The organism is Rhodococcus sp. UNC23MFCrub1.1 (assembly GCF_000686025.1).
In the GTDB taxonomy this organism is placed as follows: Bacteria; Actinomycetota; Actinomycetes; order Mycobacteriales; family Mycobacteriaceae; genus Rhodococcoides.
The window spans coordinates 23,196-38,539 of the sequence record NZ_JMLQ01000001.1 but is presented as its reverse complement, the minus strand read 5'-3'; the positions used below and the strand labels follow the sequence as shown (position 1 = coordinate 38,539).

Below are 15,344 nucleotides of genomic sequence, written 5' to 3'. Positions count from 1 at the left end.
AGCCTATCCCAGCCGCCGGGCGTCCTCACTGGACGCCGTGTCGAGCCCCAGACGCAGGGCGGCGTGGACGTCGGCACGCTCGAGAACGACGGCCAGAACGGCTGTGTTCACCGCGTGGACGATCGCCGCCTCGACCCGATGACAGCGCATCTCTCGGACGTCGTCCTCGACGGTGAGGCCGACCAGATGTCCGTGCGCGTCCACCTCGGCCCGGACGAGCGCGTCGTCCCTGTCGTTGCGACCGCGCACGCGAGCCAGGTCGTCGAGAGTCCGGTGCAGCAGGGCGGACACGCGTCGTGCCGAACCGGACGAGCCGATCTCGACGAGCTCGTCGTCGGCAGGGCCCGCCGTGGGCACCGGCGCCACCGGATGTGCGAGCCCGTGCAGCATCCGCACCGCGGCAGCTACCGCGGAACCCCCGAAGGCGAGCTCCCTACGTTCGAGCTCCAGGTCCACGATCTCGCCGGACGGCAGCACCACGATGCGTCCGGCGCGCGAGGTGGCGTGTCCGCCGGTCATGCGGTCGGCCGGTAGAAGCCGTGGAAGCTCATGCCGACGTTCGACGTCCGGACGGCACTGACGCTGACCGGGTCGCCCGCCTCCACCATCTGACCGTTCCCCACCACCATCGCGACGTGACCGTCCCACACGGCGAGGTCGCCCGGCATCAGGTCCTCGGCGCTCACCGGGCTGCCCACCGCCTGGTCGGCCGCGAGCCGCGGCAGGTCCACGCCGGCGGTGCCGTACGCGCTCTGCGTGAGTCCGCTGCAGTCCAGGCCCTGCCCGGGGGTGGTGCCGCCCCACACGTACGGCGTGCCCTGCTGGGCGAGCGCGAAGCGGACGGCTCCGGCCGCGCGCTCGTTGGGCGCCATGGCGGTGCTGCCGTCGGGAAGCGTCACGAGCGTGCCGGTCTCGTCGACGCCGGGCGACGCCGGATCGACCGGCTGCTCCGGAGCCGTCGGCGCGAACAGCCCGCGGAGAGCCGCGTCCGGCGACGCGGGCAGAGACGGAAGCGCGGGAACCTCCGGCACGACGAGTGCGCCGACGCGGGCGGCCAGGGCATCGAGCTCTGCTCGCACCCGAGCGTGGACGGCGAGAGCATTGTCGAGGTGGTGCGTCGCGTGGGCGATGAGTGCGGTCTGTCCCGGGGGAGTGAGGGCCGCGGGCGCGAGTGCCGCTGCGCCCGTGAGGAAAGCGGCCATGATGGTCTGCAGCTCGGCGACCCCACGCGCGACGCTCGCCTGCGCCTCGGCGGCGAGTGACTGCAGCGCGCCGGCGTGCTCGATCATCGACCCGGCCGCGGCGGCGCCGCGCACGGTGAGGTCGAGAGCGGCCTCGGACGCGGGTCCGGACCACGCGTCCGAGAGAGCGGTGACTCCGTCGGTCACCTGTCGCGAGGCGTCGGACAGTGACGCGATGCCCGAGTCGAGGGAATCGGTGTCGGGGAACGGACGGCCGGTGCCGAGAGAGCGGATCAGAGTCTCGAGGGGCGCGGCCAGCAGATCGATCATCGCGGTGCACCGGTGCCGATCAGCACGTCGGACAGCGAGGTGTCGCCGTCGTCGTAGGACCGCGCTGCGGACTGCACGGACGACCCGAGGTGCTCGAACAGGTCGGACAGCGCGCCGAGGCCGTCGGCGTAGCGCGCCGCGGCACCGGCGAACGCGACTCCGAAGTCGGCTCCGACGAGGCCGAGCGTCGCCGCGGAGCCCGTTGCACCCCGTGCCACCGTGGACGCGTCCCGCACGAGGAGTGCGGCGTCGGTCAGACGGCCGGCACCGTCGTGCAGACCGTCCACTCGGACGTCGAATGTCGTACCGCTCTCGGCCACTGCAGTCCACCGTTCACTCGCGTGCTCGCACCGTCTCGAAGTCAGACGGTGCGGAGCGGCTCGCGGTTCCCCGATCACGCGGATCCGTTCGACCGGGAGCGGGCGCCGATCGCCGACTAGGGTGATCCCGGTGAACACCACGCCCGACATGGACACCCGCGTACTCGACCACCCCCTCGCGTCCGCGCTGCTGACCCAGATGCGCGACCAGTCGACGGACAACCCCGCGTTCCGATCCGCACTGCGCCAGCTGACGCAGATGCTGGTCTACGAGGCGCTGCGCGACGCGCCCGTGGTCGAGTTCGACGTCACGACGCCGGTCGCGGTGACCACCGGGACGCGCCTGAAGTCGCCGCCGCTGCTGGTGCCGGTGTTGCGCGCGGGCCTGGGCATGGTGGAGAAGGCCAGCTCGCTGATCCCGCAGTCGCGGATGGGCTTCGTCGGCATCGCGCGCGACGAGAAGACACATCAGCCGGTGCCGTACATGGAATCGCTGCCCGACGACCTGGCCGGTTACCCGGTGTACGTCCTCGACCCGATGCTCGCCACGGGCGGGTCGATGGTCCACACCATCGAGCTGCTGGTGCAGCGCGGCGCGGACGACGTCACGTGCATCTGCGTCGTGGCCGCCCCCGAGGGAGTGCAGGCACTCGCGTCGTCGGGACTGCCCGTGCGCCTCGTCGCCGCCAGCATCGACGAGGGTCTGAACGAGAACGCGTACATCGTGCCGGGCCTCGGTGACGCCGGGGACCGCCAGTTCGGTCCCCGCTAGAGCGAGCGGGCGAAGTCGGCCAGGGACTCGAGCGTGTCGGCCGCGCGTGTCCTGGCCGGCGCCAGATCCTCCGCCGTCGCCACCGGTTCGACCACTTCCAGGTAGGCCTTCAGCTTCGGTTCGGTTCCCGACGGCCGAACGATGACGCGGAACCGTTCGCCGGTCAGTTCCACTGCATCGGTGCGGAGTTCGGCGTCGGGGGTGTTCAGGTCGCGTAAGGTCACCGTCGCACCCGCCAACGTCGTCGGTGGGGCGGAACGCAGGCGCGTCATCATGTCGCCGATCTCCGAGAGGTCGGTGACGCGCCGCGACACCTGGGTGCCCACGCGCGCTCCGAACTCTCGGTCGAGATCGTCGAGGACGTCGAGGATGGTGCGTCCCTCCTCGGCCAGGTCGGCCGCGATGTGTGCGAGCAGCACGGCCGCCGAGATGCCGTCCTTGTCTCGCACCGCGTCCGGGTCGACGCAGTGTCCGATCGCCTCCTCGTAGGCGTATACCAGGCCGTCGCCGGCGCGCACGAGCCACTTGAAGCCGGTGAGCGTGCGCCGGTAGCGGGCACCGCGGGCCGGCGCGAGCGCCGAGAGCAGGCTCGACGACACGATGGTGCTGGCCACGAGTGATCCCGGCGGCGCCGACCGCAGGATGTGGTCTGCGATCACCGCTCCCGTCTCGTCGCCGGTGAGCATGCGGACACCGTTCGGCCCGCGCACGCCGATCGCGCACCGGTCCGCGTCCGGGTCCAGAGCGATGGCCAGTGCCGCGTCGACCTCGGCGGCGAGCGCCAGCACCTGGTCCGCCGCGCCCGGCTCCTCGGGGTTGGGAAAGGTCACGGTGGGAAAGTCCGGGTCGGCGTCGAACTGCGACGTCACGATGTGGACGTCGGTGACACCGCTGCGGCGCAACGCCTCCACGGCCACGGGCCCGCCGACCCCGTGCATCGGAGTGAGTGCCACACGGAGGGTGGAGTGCGACGGCCGCTCGGGAACGCGCTGTGCCACCCGGTCGAGGTACTGCTCGATCACGGGGTCCGCGGTGGGCGTGACGGCGGTGCGTGCGATCGAGGACGCACCCGGCGCCTGCCGGATGAACTCCTCGATCTCCCGGTCGGCGGGCGACACCAACTGGGCGCCGCCGTCGAGGTAGACCTTGTAGCCGTTGTCTGCCGCGGGATTGTGCGAAGCGGTGATCTGAATGCCGGCGACGGCGCCGCGTGACCTCGTGGCGAACGCGAGCACCGGGGTCGGCGCCGGGTCCGGGAGCAGGGTGACGCGGAAGCCCGCCGCGGCCAGGACCTCGGCCGCGGCGACGGCGAACTCCGCGGAGCCGTGCCGGGCGTCCCGGCCCACCACCACCTCGCAGCCGGCCGCGTGATGACGCGAGAGATACTGCGCCACACCGTGTGTGGCCCTCATGACGACGGCGACGTTCATGCCACCGGGCCCGGCCTGCACGGGTCCGCGCAGACCCGCGGTGCCGAACGTGAGCGCACCGGCGAACCGCGAGGCCCGATCACTCGCGTCGAGATCGCGCAGTTCCGCCTGCGTCGCGGGGTCCGGATCGTCCTCGATCCACTGCCGGACGACGGCGTCGAGGTCTGTCACAGTTGCGGGACCAGCCGTCGCAGCAGAGTTCCCATCCGCTCGGCCGAGGCGGCGCCGGCGGCGATCACCTCGTCGCCGTCCAGATGCTCGCCGGTCATACCGGCCGCGAGGTTGGTCACCAGCGAGATACCGAGGACACGGGCACCCGCACCCCGAGCCGCGATGGTCTCGTGCACCGTGGACATGCCGACGAGGTCGGCGCCCAGCGTGCGGAGCATGCGGATCTCGGCGGGCGTCTCGTAGTGCGGGCCGGGCAGTCCGGCGTAGACGCCGTCGGTCAGGCTCGGGTCGATTCCTCGGGCCACCTCGCGCAGGTCGGCCGAGTACGCGTCGACCAGATCGACGAACTGGGCGCCGATCAGCGGTGACCGCGCCGTCAGGTTGAGGTGGTCGGAGATCAGCACGGGATCGCCGACAGCCATGCCCTCACGGATGCCGCCCGCCGCGTTGGTCAGGACGATGGTGCGAGCGCCGGCGGCGGCCGCCGTGCGGACGGGATGGACCACGCGGCCGAGATGATGTCCCTCGTACGCGTGGGTGCGCCCGAGCAGGATCAGGACCTGTGTGCCCTCGACGTCCACGGACCACATGGCGTTGGAGTGGCCCAGCGCCTTCGGTGCGGCGAAGCCGGGCAGCGAGGACATGGGAACGATGTGCTGGGGTGTGCCGAACTGCTCCGCGGCCTTCTGCCACCCGGATCCGAGGACCACTGCCACGGGATGCTCGGCGATGCCGGTGATCCGGGCCAGGGCGGCGGCGGCCGCCTCCGCGGCTCCGGTGGGATCGGTCTCGGGATCGACGAGTGCGTTCTCCGAGTCGGCCGGTACGGGGGGAGTGCTCACACGTCCGACCCTATCGCCGCGGGCGGGTGTTCGCTGCGGCAGGCGAGACGGCGGAGTGTCAGGTGTGGGCTCGGTAGAGACGCCAGAACCACACAGACGCGGCCGAGGCGATCACGGCGCCCGATCCGAACGCGCCGACGAACAACAGCATCGCGGAGAGGGCTGCGAGCAGCACGATCACACCGAGCTGGAGGATCGCCGCGAGAGCCATGACTGCACGGTCCTCCGGAAATCGGTCCCGCGCAACCGAGCGTCGCCGGCGTCGATCGGGGTCTGGTTACCGACGAGTACCATCCGTCCATGCCTTCACTCGATCGCCACGGAGACGTCTTCGTCCTCAGCCTCGCCCACGCCGACGGCGTCAACCCGGAGAACCGCTTCCACCCGGAGTGGATCGAGCAGGTGCACACGCTCCTCGACGAGGCCGAGGCGTCGGAGGGTCCGGCCGCGTTGGTGACCGTCGGCGGCGGCAAGTTCTACTCGAACGGCCTGGACACCGACTACCTGTTCAGCCACGCGGACTCCATTCCGGAGTACCTCGACCTGGTGCACACCGTCTACACCCGGCTGCTGCGCTTCCCGATGGCCACGGTCGCCGCCGTACAGGGCCATGCCTTCGGCGCCGGCGCGATGCTCGCCCTGTGCCACGACACGTCCGTCATGCGCGCGGACCGGGGCTTCTTCTGCCTTCCCGAGGTGAACCTCGGCATGCCGTTCACCGAGGGCATGTCGACGCTGCTGGCCGAGCGCCTGCCGAGTCGGACCATGATCGACGCGATGACCACCGGCCGTCGCTACGGCGGCGCGGACGCTCTCGAGTTCGGCATCGTGCAGGCCGTCGCCGGCGAGGACGAGCTGCTGACCACCGCGGTGGCGCAGGCGGCCGAACGGGTGTCCACCCGCGGCGCCAACCTCACGTCCATCAAGGACAGCATCCACGTGCGCACCCTCGCCGCGCTGTCCGTCCCCACGGCGGAGAGCACCTTCTCACTGGGGCAGTGACACACTGAGTCCCGTGTCCTCGACCCTCGATTCCGTTCTCGACGCCGCGACCGGCGATCTCGTCGCCCTGTCGCACGCCGTACACGCGCGTCCGGAACTGGCCTTCGAGGAGCACTTCGCGTCGGCGGCGACGGCCGATCTGCTCGCAGGTGGCGGATTCGAGGTGCGGCGGGGCGTCGCGGGCCTGCCGACGGCATTCGACGCGACCTACGGTTCGGGCGAGCTGGTGGTCGCCGTGTGCGCCGAGTACGACGCACTGCCGGAGATCGGCCACGCCTGTGGACACAACATCATCGCGGCGTCGGCGGTCGGTGCGGGGCTGGCCCTCGCGTCGGTCGCCGACGAGCTGGGGCTGACCGTCCGGGTGCTCGGCACCCCGGCCGAGGAGTCCGGCGGCGGCAAGGTCCTCATGCTCGACGCCGGGGTGTTCGACGACGTCTCGCTGGCGATGATGGTGCACCCCGGTCCGCTCGACATCGCCGCCGCGCGCTCACTCGCGCTGTCGGACATCGCCGTTCGATACGCAGGGCGTGAAGCGCACGCCTCCGCGGCGCCCGAGTGGGGCATCAACGCGGGCGACGCCGTCACCGTCGCGCAGGTCGGTGTCGGCCTGTTGCGCCAGCATCTGCGCCCGGGTCAGCAGATCCACGGCATCGTCGGTCACGCCGGCACCGCCCCGAACATCGTCCCCGGATCGGCGGAGATGTTCTACTACCTGCGCGCGGACACTGCCGAGGCACTCGCCGATCTCGATCGCCGCGCGCGGGGATGTTTCGAGGCCGGAGCGGTGGCCACCGGGTGCACCCACGAGATCGTCACCGTGTCCCCGACCTACACCGAACTCACTCCCGATCCCTGGCTGGTGGCCGAATACCGTCGTGTCGCAAGCACTCTCGGTCGCGCACTGGTTCCCGAGGAGTTCGAGACCTCGCGCCCGTTCGGCAGCACGGACATGGGCAACGTCACCGCGCGGATCCCGGGCATCCATCCGGTGATCGGTCTCGATTCCGGCGGCGCGGTCACTCACCAGCCAGGTTTCACCACGGCGTGCATCACCGAGTCGGCCGACCGCGCCGTCGTCGACGGGGCCCGCGCCCTCGCTCGGGTGGCCGTCGCGGCGGCCACCGACCCACAGCAACGCTCTCGACTCGTCGAGGGCACACACGAGAGGACGGTACGACGATGAATCCGGCCGACGCCTGGATCGCAGCACACGGGGCGGATCTCGTGACGTGGCGTCGACGGATCCACATGCACCCCGAGCTGGCCAGGCAGGAATTCGAGACGACCAAGTTCGTCGCCGAGACCCTCACCGCCGCGGGACTGTCCCCGGTGGTGCTTCCCAGTGGCAGCGGCGTCATCTGCGACATCGGCCCCGCCGGTCCGCGCGTCGCTCTCCGGGCCGACATGGACGCGCTGCCCCTGACGGAGTTCACCGGCGCCGAGTACTCGTCGACGGTCCCGGGTGTGTCCCATGCGTGCGGACACGACGCCCACACGACGGTTCTGCTGGCGACCGGGCTGGCGCTGGCCTCACTCGACTCGCTGCCGCACGGCGTCCGGCTGATCTTCCAGCCCGCCGAGGAAGTCATGCCCGGGGGCGCTCTCGACATGGTGGCCGCGGGCGCGCTGGAGAGCGTGTCGCAGATCTACGCGCTGCACTGCGATCCCCGTCTCGAGGTCGGACGCGTCGGCATCCGCGTGGGCGCGATCACCTCCGCGGCGGACACCGTGGAACTGCGGTTGGACTCGGCCGGCGGACACACCTCCCGTCCGCACCTGACGTCCGACCTGGTGTACGCGCTGGGCACGGTCATCACCGGTCTGCCGGGACTGCTGAGCCGCCGCGTCGACCCGCGCACCAGCACCGTCATGGTGTGGGGCGCAGTCGTCGCAGGTCAGGCCCCGAACGCCATCCCGCAGAAGGGGATGCTCACGGGCACGGTCCGGACGGGCGACCACGAGACGTGGGCACTGCTCGAGCCGCTGGTGCAGGAGATCGTCGCCGGCGTGCTCGCGCCCACCGGCGTGAAGTACGAGGTGCACTACCGCCGCGGCGTGCCACCGGTGGTCAACGACGAACACGCCACCCGGCGCTTCGAGGCGGCCATCCGCTCGCTGGGCCCGGATGCCCTGGCCGACACCGCACAGTCCGGCGGCGGCGAGGACTTCTCGTGGTACCTGGAGCACGTGCCGGGCGCGATGGCGCGTCTCGGCGTGTGGTCGGGCGTCGGACCCCAGCTCGACATCCATCAGCCGACGTTCGACCTGGACGAGCGTGCGCTGGCCGTCGGTGTCCGCACGATGACGGCACTGGCGCTGGGACTGGGAGACGACCCCGTCGCCTGAGAATCAGAGCTGCCCGAGAATCAGAGCTGCCCGAGGATCAGAGCGACGAGGTCCCGGGGCCGACGTTGCGGCTGTTGCGGGTGCGCAGGTCGCGCACGTAGTCGGCCGGGGCGCCGGCGATCTCCGCAGCCTCGGCCATGACGCCGAGATAGCGCGCCGAGGGCAGCCCACCCTCGTAGGCGTCGAGCACGTAGAGCCACGCCAGGACGGGTTCGTCGTCCGTCTCGACGCGGAGGCGGATCTTGCGGTGGATGCCGAGCTCGGAACCCTCCCACCGGTCGAGGCTCTCCTCGTCCTCCGGTGAGACGTCGTAGAGCACGACGAACACCTTCGAGTCGGGGTCCTCCACGACGGTCGCGAGCGCGCCCTCCCAGCCGATGTCGCCGCCGCCGAAGGTCAGACGCCACCCCGGCAACCACCCGGTTCCGGCCGCAGGGGAGTGGGGGCACCGCTCGAGCATCTGCTCGGGGTGCATGTTGGAGCCGTAAGCGGCATAGATCGGCACGGCGGTCAGCCTAAACCGTCGTACCCGATTCGCGCGGATCGAGGTGCCCACCGATATGGGCTCGGCCTGACGTGCAGCCGCGGCACCCCGTGGAATAGGTTTGATGCTGTGAGCAACCCTCACTCGCCAGGACTCTCCCGAAAACCCGCAACGGAGGACGAATGACCCGCATCGTGATCATCGGAGGCGGACCGGCCGGATACGAGGCCGCTCTGGTCGCCTCCCAGCACGGCGGGACGGTGACGCTCATCGACTCCGACGGAGTGGGCGGCGCCTGCGTCCTCTGGGACTGTGTTCCGTCCAAGACCTTCATCGCCTCGACCGGCATCCGCACCGACATGCGTCGCGCGTCCGACCTCGGTATCGAGCTCGACCCGACCTCGGCCACCATCGACCTGCCGCAGATCCACAACCGCGTGAAATCCCTTGCGCAGGCTCAATCCTCCGATATCCGCGCCCGTCTGCAGACGGTCGGCGTGACCGTGCTGTCGGGAACGGCGAAGGTGGTGGACACGCAGCCCGGCCTGGCCGCCCACCAGGTGGAGGCCACCCTGGCGGACGGGTCGACGCAGGAGATCGACGCCGAGGTCGTGCTCATCGCGACCGGTGCGAGCCCGCGCATCCTGCCCGGTGCCGAGCCCGACGGTGAGCGCATTCTGACCTGGCGTCAGCTCTACGACCTCGACTCCCTGCCCACCCACCTCATCGTGGTCGGGTCCGGCGTGACCGGAGCCGAGTTCGTCTCCGCGTACACCGAGATGGGCGTCAAGGTCACCGTCGTGTCCAGTCGCGACCGCGTCCTTCCCGGTGAGGACGCCGACGCGGCACTCGTGCTCGAGGACGTCCTGTCCGAGCGTGGTGTCACGTTGATCAAGAACGCACGCGCGGACTCGGTGACCCGCACCGCCGACGGCATAGTCGTGACGATGTCCGACGGCAAGACCGTCGAGGGTTCGCATGCGCTGATGACGGTCGGCTCCGTCCCGAACACGCAGAACCTCGGCCTCGAGAGCGTCGGCATCGAGCTCGACCGCGGCGGTTACCTTCGCGTGGACCGGGTCTCGCGTACCCGCGTGCCCGGCATCTACGCGGCGGGCGACTGCACGGGCCTGCTGCCACTGGCCTCCGTCGCCGCCATGCAGGGCCGCATCGCGATGTACCACGCGCTGGGCGAGGGCGTCAGCCCCATCAAGCTCAAGACGGTCGCCTCCGCCGTGTTCACGCGACCCGAGATCGCCACGGTGGGTGTCGGCCAGTCCGCCATCGACAACGGGGACGTCCCAGCGCGCACGGTCATGCTGCCGCTGAACACGAACCCCCGCGCCAAGATGTCCGGCCTGCGTCGCGGCTTCGTCAAGATCTTCTGCCGTCCCGCGACGGGTGTGGTCATCGGCGGAGTGGTCGTCGCTCCCACCGCGTCCGAGCTGATTCTCCCCATCGCCATCGCTGTGCAGAACAACCTGACGGTGAACGATCTCGCCGCCACATTCTCGGTCTACCCGTCTCTCACCGGATCGATCACCGAGGCGGCGCGTCAGCTCATGCGCCACGACGATCTGGACTGACACCCTCGCTCGATTGTATCCCACACTGTGAGACAGTGGTTCCACTGTGTGAGTCACCGCGCTACGCTACGAGAACGGTGCCCCACCCGCGGCACCGTTCTCGTCACGACCGACTCCGAGCCCACCCCGGTGAGCGCGCCGCGACGCCTCGTGTCCCACGATGCTCGGAGAATCCATGTCGTCCTCTGTTCTGCCACCCCTGTCCGTCCGCGCCTCGGCGATCATCGGATCGGCGATTCGTGACCTGCTCACGCTGACCGCGCGGCCTGACATCCTGTCCCTCGCCGGCGGTCTGCCCTCGTCGGACGTCATGCCGCACAGCGTCATTCGCGAGGTCACGCATCGAATACTGAGCGGCGACACCGCGGCCCTGCAGTACGCGGAGACCACGGGGGTGCGTCGGCTCCGCGACGTGATCGCCGCACGGGAGTCGGCGCTGGTCCACAACGAGGTGTCGCCAGCCTCGGTGGTGGTGACCCACGGCTCCCAGCAGGCGCTCAGCCTGCTCGCGTCCGTGCTGGTCGATCCCGGCGACGTGGTCGTGGTCGATCGACCGGTGTATCCCGGTGCGCTGCAAGCGTTCCAGGCCGTCGGTGCCCGCATCGAGTCGGTCCCGGTCGATGCGGACGGCACCGACACCGATGCCCTCGCGCGGCTGCTCGAGTCAGGAGTGCGCCCTCGCGCCGTGCACACCGTCAGCAACTTCCACAATCCTCGCGGGGGAGTGCTGTCGGTCGGGCGTCGCCGCGCCCTCGTCGACCTCGCGGAACGGTACGGCTTCTGGGTCGTCGACGACGATCCCTACGGCGACGTGTGGTTCGACGCACCCCCGCCGGGCCCCATCGCGTCCGATCGCGTGATCCGTCTGGGCTCGGCGTCCAAGATCCTCGCACCGTCGTTGCGCGTCGGGTGGCTCACCGCGGCCCGACCGGTGTGCGACGCCGTGGAGCGGATCAAGCAGAGCGCCGATCTGTGCGGGTCGTCGTTGACGCAGCTGGTCGCGGCGGACCTGATCGCCGACGAGCCGTGGTTGCGACAGCATCTGGACGACGTGCGTGCGGTCTACTCGGCACGGGCGGAGGTGTTGGTCGGAGCACTGCGGAGCGAACTCGGTTCGGCGATCGAGGTCGATGCGGCCCGTGGCGGGATGTTCCTGTGGGTGCAGTTCACCGACGGCACGGACACGTCGGCGCTGCTGCCGGCAGCGCTGGACCGCGGCGTCGCGTACGTTCCCGGTCGCGCCTTCGATCCGGCCGATGGCGACGAACTCGGTACCGCGTTGCGCGTCTGCTTCGCGACGTCGACCGAGGCCGAGCTGCAGGAGGCCGTGCGACGCCTGGCCGCGGCGCACGACGCGCGGTAGCCCTCTCCGGTTTTCCGACTCCCGCCGAACCTGGCATCGTGTCGGCATGCGGTCCGTCGACGGCGTCCAGCCACCTGGTGTTCGGCACGGAACCGTTCTCGCACGCGCCGACGCCGACCTCTACCAGGTGAAGCGGAGGAAAGCCGGCGTCGACGAGCAGGCGTGAGTGGGTCAGTCCTTCGGATCGAGCGCGGAGGGCTTGTGCACCGCGTCCTTGCCGGACTTGTCACTCTCCACTCGGTACTGCGGGTCGTCCTTCGACGCCTTGACCGTGCGCCCACCGGCTTCGGTCTCGGAGGTGATCTTCTCGACCACCTCGCCTTCGGTCGTGGTGCCGTGCGTCTTCCACTCGACCTTGTCGCCCTTGCTGAACTCGTCCTTCGACACGTGTCGGTTCCTTCCGTCTGCCGATTTTTCTTGTCCGGTGTGGGGCTCATACCCGGGAAGTGCTGTCGGCACACACGACCGTCCGGTGGTCGATGGTGCAACTTGCATGGTGCAAAGTACACAGTCGGCGTAGGGTCTCGAACCGATCGGTCTCCAGCCCATGTTCGTGGGACGGGGACTCGGCACGTCGAACGGGGAAGACGAGATGGCCGCGAGAATTGCTGCGACGGTACTGACGCTGGCCTTGGTGGCAGCGGGATGCAGCTCGGAGGAGGCGTCGCCGGAGCCACTCGCGGACAGCCCGCCGGCCGTCCCTGCCGCCCAGATCGACCGCGCAGACGTCGACGCGGCCGTCGGCGATCTCGACGGGTACGTCGAGGCGATGATGGCGCGAACCGGGACGCCGGGAGTCGCGGCTGCCGTCGTGTACCAGGACGAGGTGCTGTACTCGCGCGGATTCGGTGTCCGGAAGGTCGGTACCGACGAGCCTGTCGACACCCACACCCGGTTCCAGCTCGCGTCGGTGTCGAAGCCGGTCGCGTCGAGCGTCATCGCTGCCTCGGTCGGAGACGGAGCGGTCGACTGGGCCGATCCCGTCCGACGGTACGAGCCGGAGTTCGCGGTGGCGGATCCGTACGTGAGCGAGCACGCGACGTTCGTCGATCTGCTCTCGCACCGATCGGGTCTGCCCGATCACGCCGGTGACGTGCTCGAGGACTTCGGCTACGACTACGACGACATCATGGGCCGCCTCGACCAGCTCCCGCTGGCGTCGTTCCGGGACAGCTACGCGTACACGAACTTCGGGTTCACCGCCGCCGGCAACGCCGCGGCCAAGGCGCAGGGCACCGACTGGCCCGAGCTGTCTCGTCGTCGCATCTACGAGCCCCTCGGCATGGCCGACACCTCGTCACGATTCGAGGACTGGGCGAACTCGCCCAACCATGCGGTGAACCACGTGCTCGCCGAGGGTTCGACCACCGAGTGGGAAGCGAAGTACGTCCGCGAGCCCGACAACCAGTCACCTGCCGGCGGAGCGAGTTCGTCCGTCGACGACATGACGAAGTGGATCCGCATGGAACTCGGCGGGGGAGAGTTCGAGGGTCGTCGCATCGTCGACGCGGACGCATTGCAGTACACGCACACCTCGCACTCCCTGTCGGGCGCGTCCGGGACGGAGGGCGCGCGAGACTCGTTCTACGGGTTGGGATTCAACGTGGGCACGGACGACAAGGGGCGCGTCGAGCTGTCGCATTCCGGAGCGTTCGCCCTCGGGGCGAGCACCACCGTGTTCATGTTGCCGAGTGAACAGCTGGGCATCGTCGTCCTGTCCAACTCGGCACCGGTCGGGGGCTCGGAAACTGTTGCCGCGCAGTTCATGGACCAGGTGAGGAACGGTCGGCAGACCGTCGACTGGGCACCGTTGATCGCCGGGATCTTCGACGGGATCGCAGAGGAGGAGGCGTCGCCGATCGACTACGCGACACCGCCGGCCTCGGTGGCCCCTGCTCGTCCCGCGACCGAGTACGTCGGAACGTTCGACAGCCCGTTCCACGGTCCGGCTCGGGTCTCGGCGGACGGTGATCGGCTCACGCTCACCGTCGGAAAAGACGGCCGGCTGACGTACCCCCTGACCCACTACGACGGTGACACCTACTGGTTCGAGACGTCCGGCGAGAACGCGGTCGGACCGACAGGAGTCACGTTCGAGATCGTGAACGGTGCTCCCGCCTCGTTCGCGGTCGAATACCTCGACAAGCAGGGACTCGGAAGGTTCACACGCTCATGACTGTTCGCACTGTCTCCCGTTCCGTCGGTATCGCGACGGCCTCTGCCTTGATCTTCGTCGCGGGCTGCTCGTCCGGCAGCGGTGAGGCGCCGGCACCGGTCACGTCGTCAGCGACCGAATCGGCTCTCCTGCCACTCGATCCCGCAGCTCTCGACGCGATGGTCGAGGACGTCGCCACGACGTCGCGGGAGATCGGCATGGTCGTGCTGATCACCACGCCGGACGGTGAGTACGTCAAGACCTGGGGTTCGGTGGCGGCCGATCGGTCGGAGGCCCCGACGCTCGACACCAAGGTGCGGATCGGGTCGAACACGAAGACGTGGACGGGCACGGTCATCCTGCAGATGGTCCAGGAGGGGTTGCTGTCCGTCGACGATCCGGTGAGCACGTTCCGACCCGATGTGCCGAACGGCGATGCCATCACGATCGGGCAATTGCTCGACATGCGCAGTGGGCTCTACAGCTACACCCAGACCGTGGAGCTCAACGAGGCACTCGACACCGATCCCGGCCGGGTGTGGACCGCCGAGGAGCTTGTCGCACTGGGGCTGAGCAACCCGCCGAACTTCCCACCGGGAGAGGGCTACAGCTACTCCAACACCAACACGGTGCTGCTCGGACTGATCGCCGAGAAGCTCGACGGCAAGCCCATCGCTCAGATCTTCCAGGACAGGCTCTTCGGTCCGCTGGCGCTGGCGGGGACGTCGTATCCCGCCACCACCGACACGAGCATTCCGGCGCCGTTCACCCGCGGCTACAGCTACAGCGGCAACGTCGAGACGCTCGGGGAGGGCAAGGAAGCGCTGTCACCGGACCGGATCGCTGCGATCGACGCCGGCTCGGTCCAGCCGAGGGACACCACGAACGACAACCCGTCGTGGACGAGCTCGGCCGGTCAGGGCATCTCGACGGCGAACGATCTGGCCACGTGGGTCCGGGCGCTGGTCAAGGGCGACCTGCTCGACGCGGACACCCAGACGTTGCGGATGGACAGTGTGCAGCCGACCGATCCCGACAACCCGTCCTCTGCCGGGTACGGCTACGGGCTCGCGCAGATGGGACCGATGTTCGGCCACATCGGCGAGATGCCCGGGTACAACTCCTTCATGGGGTACGACCCGGTCAACGACATGACCATGGTGGTCTGGGCGAACATGGCGCCCGGGACGGACGGGAGTGCGCCGGCGGCGGCGCTGGCCGGGTCGCTGGCGAAAGCCCTGTACCCGCAGCAGTCCGGGCCGTCTTCCGGCCCCGAGGACACAGCCGACGACATCGACGAGGTGGCGGAGGACACCGGCAAGTAGGCTCGCTACCGGGGGAGAAATCCAGAGGTGGAAC

Annotated in this window: 16 protein-coding genes; 8 read left to right on the top strand and 8 right to left on the bottom strand. The window is 69.8% G+C overall.

What is annotated here, in order from left to right; all coding sequences use genetic code 11:
* Positions 1 to 3: 3 nt before the first annotated feature.
* Genes BR07_RS0100185 through BR07_RS0100175 form a run of 3 tightly spaced genes read right to left on the bottom strand, consistent with a single transcriptional unit; the run spans position 4 to position 1,831 of the window.
* The gene (locus BR07_RS0100185) at positions 4 to 519 is read right to left on the bottom strand and encodes a hypothetical protein (RefSeq protein WP_027503711.1); all 516 of its coding nucleotides are present in this window, start codon (positions 517 to 519) and stop codon (positions 4 to 6) included.
* Positions 516 to 1,511, bottom strand: coding sequence for a C40 family peptidase (locus BR07_RS26465; RefSeq protein WP_027503710.1), 996 nt, complete (start codon positions 1,509 to 1,511; stop codon positions 516 to 518). Before BR07_RS26465 ends, BR07_RS0100185 begins: the two co-directional genes overlap by 4 nt.
* Positions 1,508 to 1,831, bottom strand: a complete 324-nt coding sequence (locus tag BR07_RS0100175; RefSeq protein ID WP_027503709.1) for a type VII secretion target — start codon at positions 1,829 to 1,831, stop codon at positions 1,508 to 1,510. The genes BR07_RS26465 and BR07_RS0100175 overlap by 4 nt, the downstream gene beginning before the upstream one ends.
* A 148-nt stretch (positions 1,832 to 1,979) precedes the next feature.
* On the opposite strand from BR07_RS0100175, the gene upp reads away from it, so the two are divergent.
* Positions 1,980 to 2,603 (top strand): uracil phosphoribosyltransferase, encoded by a 624-nt coding sequence (gene upp, locus BR07_RS0100170; RefSeq protein ID WP_027503708.1) that lies wholly within the window; start codon positions 1,980 to 1,982, stop codon positions 2,601 to 2,603.
* Here upp and BR07_RS0100165 read toward each other — a convergent pair.
* The 3 genes from BR07_RS0100165 to BR07_RS27230 are packed head-to-tail and all read right to left on the bottom strand — an operon-like array spanning position 2,600 to position 5,257.
* On the bottom strand, positions 2,600 to 4,204 hold the full coding sequence (locus tag BR07_RS0100165; RefSeq protein WP_027503707.1) for a phospho-sugar mutase: 1,605 nt from the start codon (positions 4,202 to 4,204) through the stop codon (positions 2,600 to 2,602). The two genes, upp and BR07_RS0100165, sit on opposite strands and share 4 nt — an antisense overlap.
* Positions 4,201 to 5,088: a purine-nucleoside phosphorylase gene (locus tag BR07_RS0100160; RefSeq protein ID WP_373425290.1), complete on the bottom strand. Its 888-nt coding sequence runs from the start codon at positions 5,086 to 5,088 to the stop codon at positions 4,201 to 4,203. Before BR07_RS0100160 ends, BR07_RS0100165 begins: the two co-directional genes overlap by 4 nt.
* 16 nt (positions 5,089 to 5,104) lie before the next feature.
* The gene (locus BR07_RS27230; RefSeq protein ID WP_197027699.1) at positions 5,105 to 5,257 is read right to left on the bottom strand and encodes a hypothetical protein; all 153 of its coding nucleotides are present in this window, start codon (positions 5,255 to 5,257) and stop codon (positions 5,105 to 5,107) included.
* Positions 5,258 to 5,346: 89 nt separating this feature from the next.
* Here BR07_RS27230 and BR07_RS0100150 point away from each other — a divergent pair, with 89 nt between their 5' ends.
* From BR07_RS0100150 to BR07_RS0100140, 3 genes are read left to right on the top strand one after another with little or no spacing between them, the layout of a single operon-like run.
* Positions 5,347 to 6,048 carry an enoyl-CoA hydratase/isomerase family protein gene (locus tag BR07_RS0100150; protein ID WP_027503705.1) on the top strand — a complete coding sequence of 234 codons (702 nt, stop codon included), beginning with the start codon at positions 5,347 to 5,349 and terminating at the stop codon, positions 6,046 to 6,048.
* Positions 6,049 to 6,061: 13 nt separating this feature from the next.
* The gene (locus BR07_RS0100145) at positions 6,062 to 7,234 is read left to right on the top strand and encodes a M20 family metallopeptidase (RefSeq protein ID WP_027503704.1); all 1,173 of its coding nucleotides are present in this window, start codon (positions 6,062 to 6,064) and stop codon (positions 7,232 to 7,234) included.
* A complete protein-coding gene (locus tag BR07_RS0100140; protein ID WP_027503703.1) occupies positions 7,231 to 8,397 on the top strand; it encodes a M20 family metallopeptidase in 1,167 nt (388 codons plus the stop codon). The genes BR07_RS0100145 and BR07_RS0100140 overlap by 4 nt, the downstream gene beginning before the upstream one ends.
* 37 nt (positions 8,398 to 8,434) lie before the next feature.
* Here the strand turns inward: BR07_RS0100140 and BR07_RS0100135 are convergent, their stop codons facing one another.
* Positions 8,435 to 8,902 carry a gamma-glutamylcyclotransferase gene (locus BR07_RS0100135; protein ID WP_027503702.1) on the bottom strand — a complete coding sequence of 156 codons (468 nt, stop codon included), beginning with the start codon at positions 8,900 to 8,902 and terminating at the stop codon, positions 8,435 to 8,437.
* Between the two features lie 161 nt (positions 8,903 to 9,063).
* Between BR07_RS0100135 and BR07_RS0100130 the strand changes: the two genes are divergently transcribed.
* Both BR07_RS0100130 and BR07_RS0100125 read left to right on the top strand, forming a co-directional pair.
* Positions 9,064 to 10,467, top strand: coding sequence for an NAD(P)H-quinone dehydrogenase (locus BR07_RS0100130; RefSeq protein WP_027503701.1), 1,404 nt, complete (start codon positions 9,064 to 9,066; stop codon positions 10,465 to 10,467).
* A 175-nt stretch (positions 10,468 to 10,642) separates the two neighbouring features.
* On the top strand, positions 10,643 to 11,830 hold the full coding sequence (locus BR07_RS0100125) for an aminotransferase-like domain-containing protein (protein ID WP_155956886.1): 1,188 nt from the start codon (positions 10,643 to 10,645) through the stop codon (positions 11,828 to 11,830).
* A 171-nt stretch (positions 11,831 to 12,001) separates the two neighbouring features.
* On the opposite strand, the gene BR07_RS0100115 is transcribed toward BR07_RS0100125, so the two are convergent.
* On the bottom strand, positions 12,002 to 12,217 hold the full coding sequence (locus tag BR07_RS0100115) for a DUF2945 domain-containing protein (protein WP_027503699.1): 216 nt from the start codon (positions 12,215 to 12,217) through the stop codon (positions 12,002 to 12,004).
* A 205-nt stretch (positions 12,218 to 12,422) separates the two neighbouring features.
* On the opposite strand from BR07_RS0100115, the gene BR07_RS0100110 reads away from it, so the two are divergent.
* Positions 12,423 to 14,006 carry a serine hydrolase gene (locus BR07_RS0100110; RefSeq protein WP_027503698.1) on the top strand — a complete coding sequence of 528 codons (1,584 nt, stop codon included), beginning with the start codon at positions 12,423 to 12,425 and terminating at the stop codon, positions 14,004 to 14,006.
* Positions 14,003 to 15,310, top strand: a complete 1,308-nt coding sequence (locus tag BR07_RS0100105) for a serine hydrolase domain-containing protein (protein WP_027503697.1) — start codon at positions 14,003 to 14,005, stop codon at positions 15,308 to 15,310. The genes BR07_RS0100110 and BR07_RS0100105 overlap by 4 nt, the downstream gene beginning before the upstream one ends.
* Positions 15,311 to 15,344 lie beyond the last annotated feature (34 nt).

Coding starts and splice junctions, on each gene's coding strand:
- BR07_RS0100185 (WP_027503711.1), bottom strand. CDS start 519: ATGACCGGCGGACACGCCACCTCGCGCGCCGGACGCATCGTGGTGCTG.
- BR07_RS26465 (WP_027503710.1), bottom strand. CDS start 1,511: ATGATCGATCTGCTGGCCGCGCCCCTCGAGACTCTGATCCGCTCTCTC.
- upp (WP_027503708.1), top strand. CDS start 1,980: ATGGACACCCGCGTACTCGACCACCCCCTCGCGTCCGCGCTGCTGACC.
- BR07_RS27230 (WP_197027699.1), bottom strand. CDS start 5,257: ATGGCTCTCGCGGCGATCCTCCAGCTCGGTGTGATCGTGCTGCTCGCA.
- BR07_RS0100150 (WP_027503705.1), top strand. CDS start 5,347: ATGCCTTCACTCGATCGCCACGGAGACGTCTTCGTCCTCAGCCTCGCC.
- BR07_RS0100140 (WP_027503703.1), top strand. CDS start 7,231: ATGAATCCGGCCGACGCCTGGATCGCAGCACACGGGGCGGATCTCGTG.
- BR07_RS0100130 (WP_027503701.1), top strand. CDS start 9,064: ATGACCCGCATCGTGATCATCGGAGGCGGACCGGCCGGATACGAGGCC.
- BR07_RS0100125 (WP_155956886.1), top strand. CDS start 10,643: ATGTCGTCCTCTGTTCTGCCACCCCTGTCCGTCCGCGCCTCGGCGATC.
- BR07_RS0100110 (WP_027503698.1), top strand. CDS start 12,423: ATGGCCGCGAGAATTGCTGCGACGGTACTGACGCTGGCCTTGGTGGCA.
- BR07_RS0100105 (WP_027503697.1), top strand. CDS start 14,003: ATGACTGTTCGCACTGTCTCCCGTTCCGTCGGTATCGCGACGGCCTCT.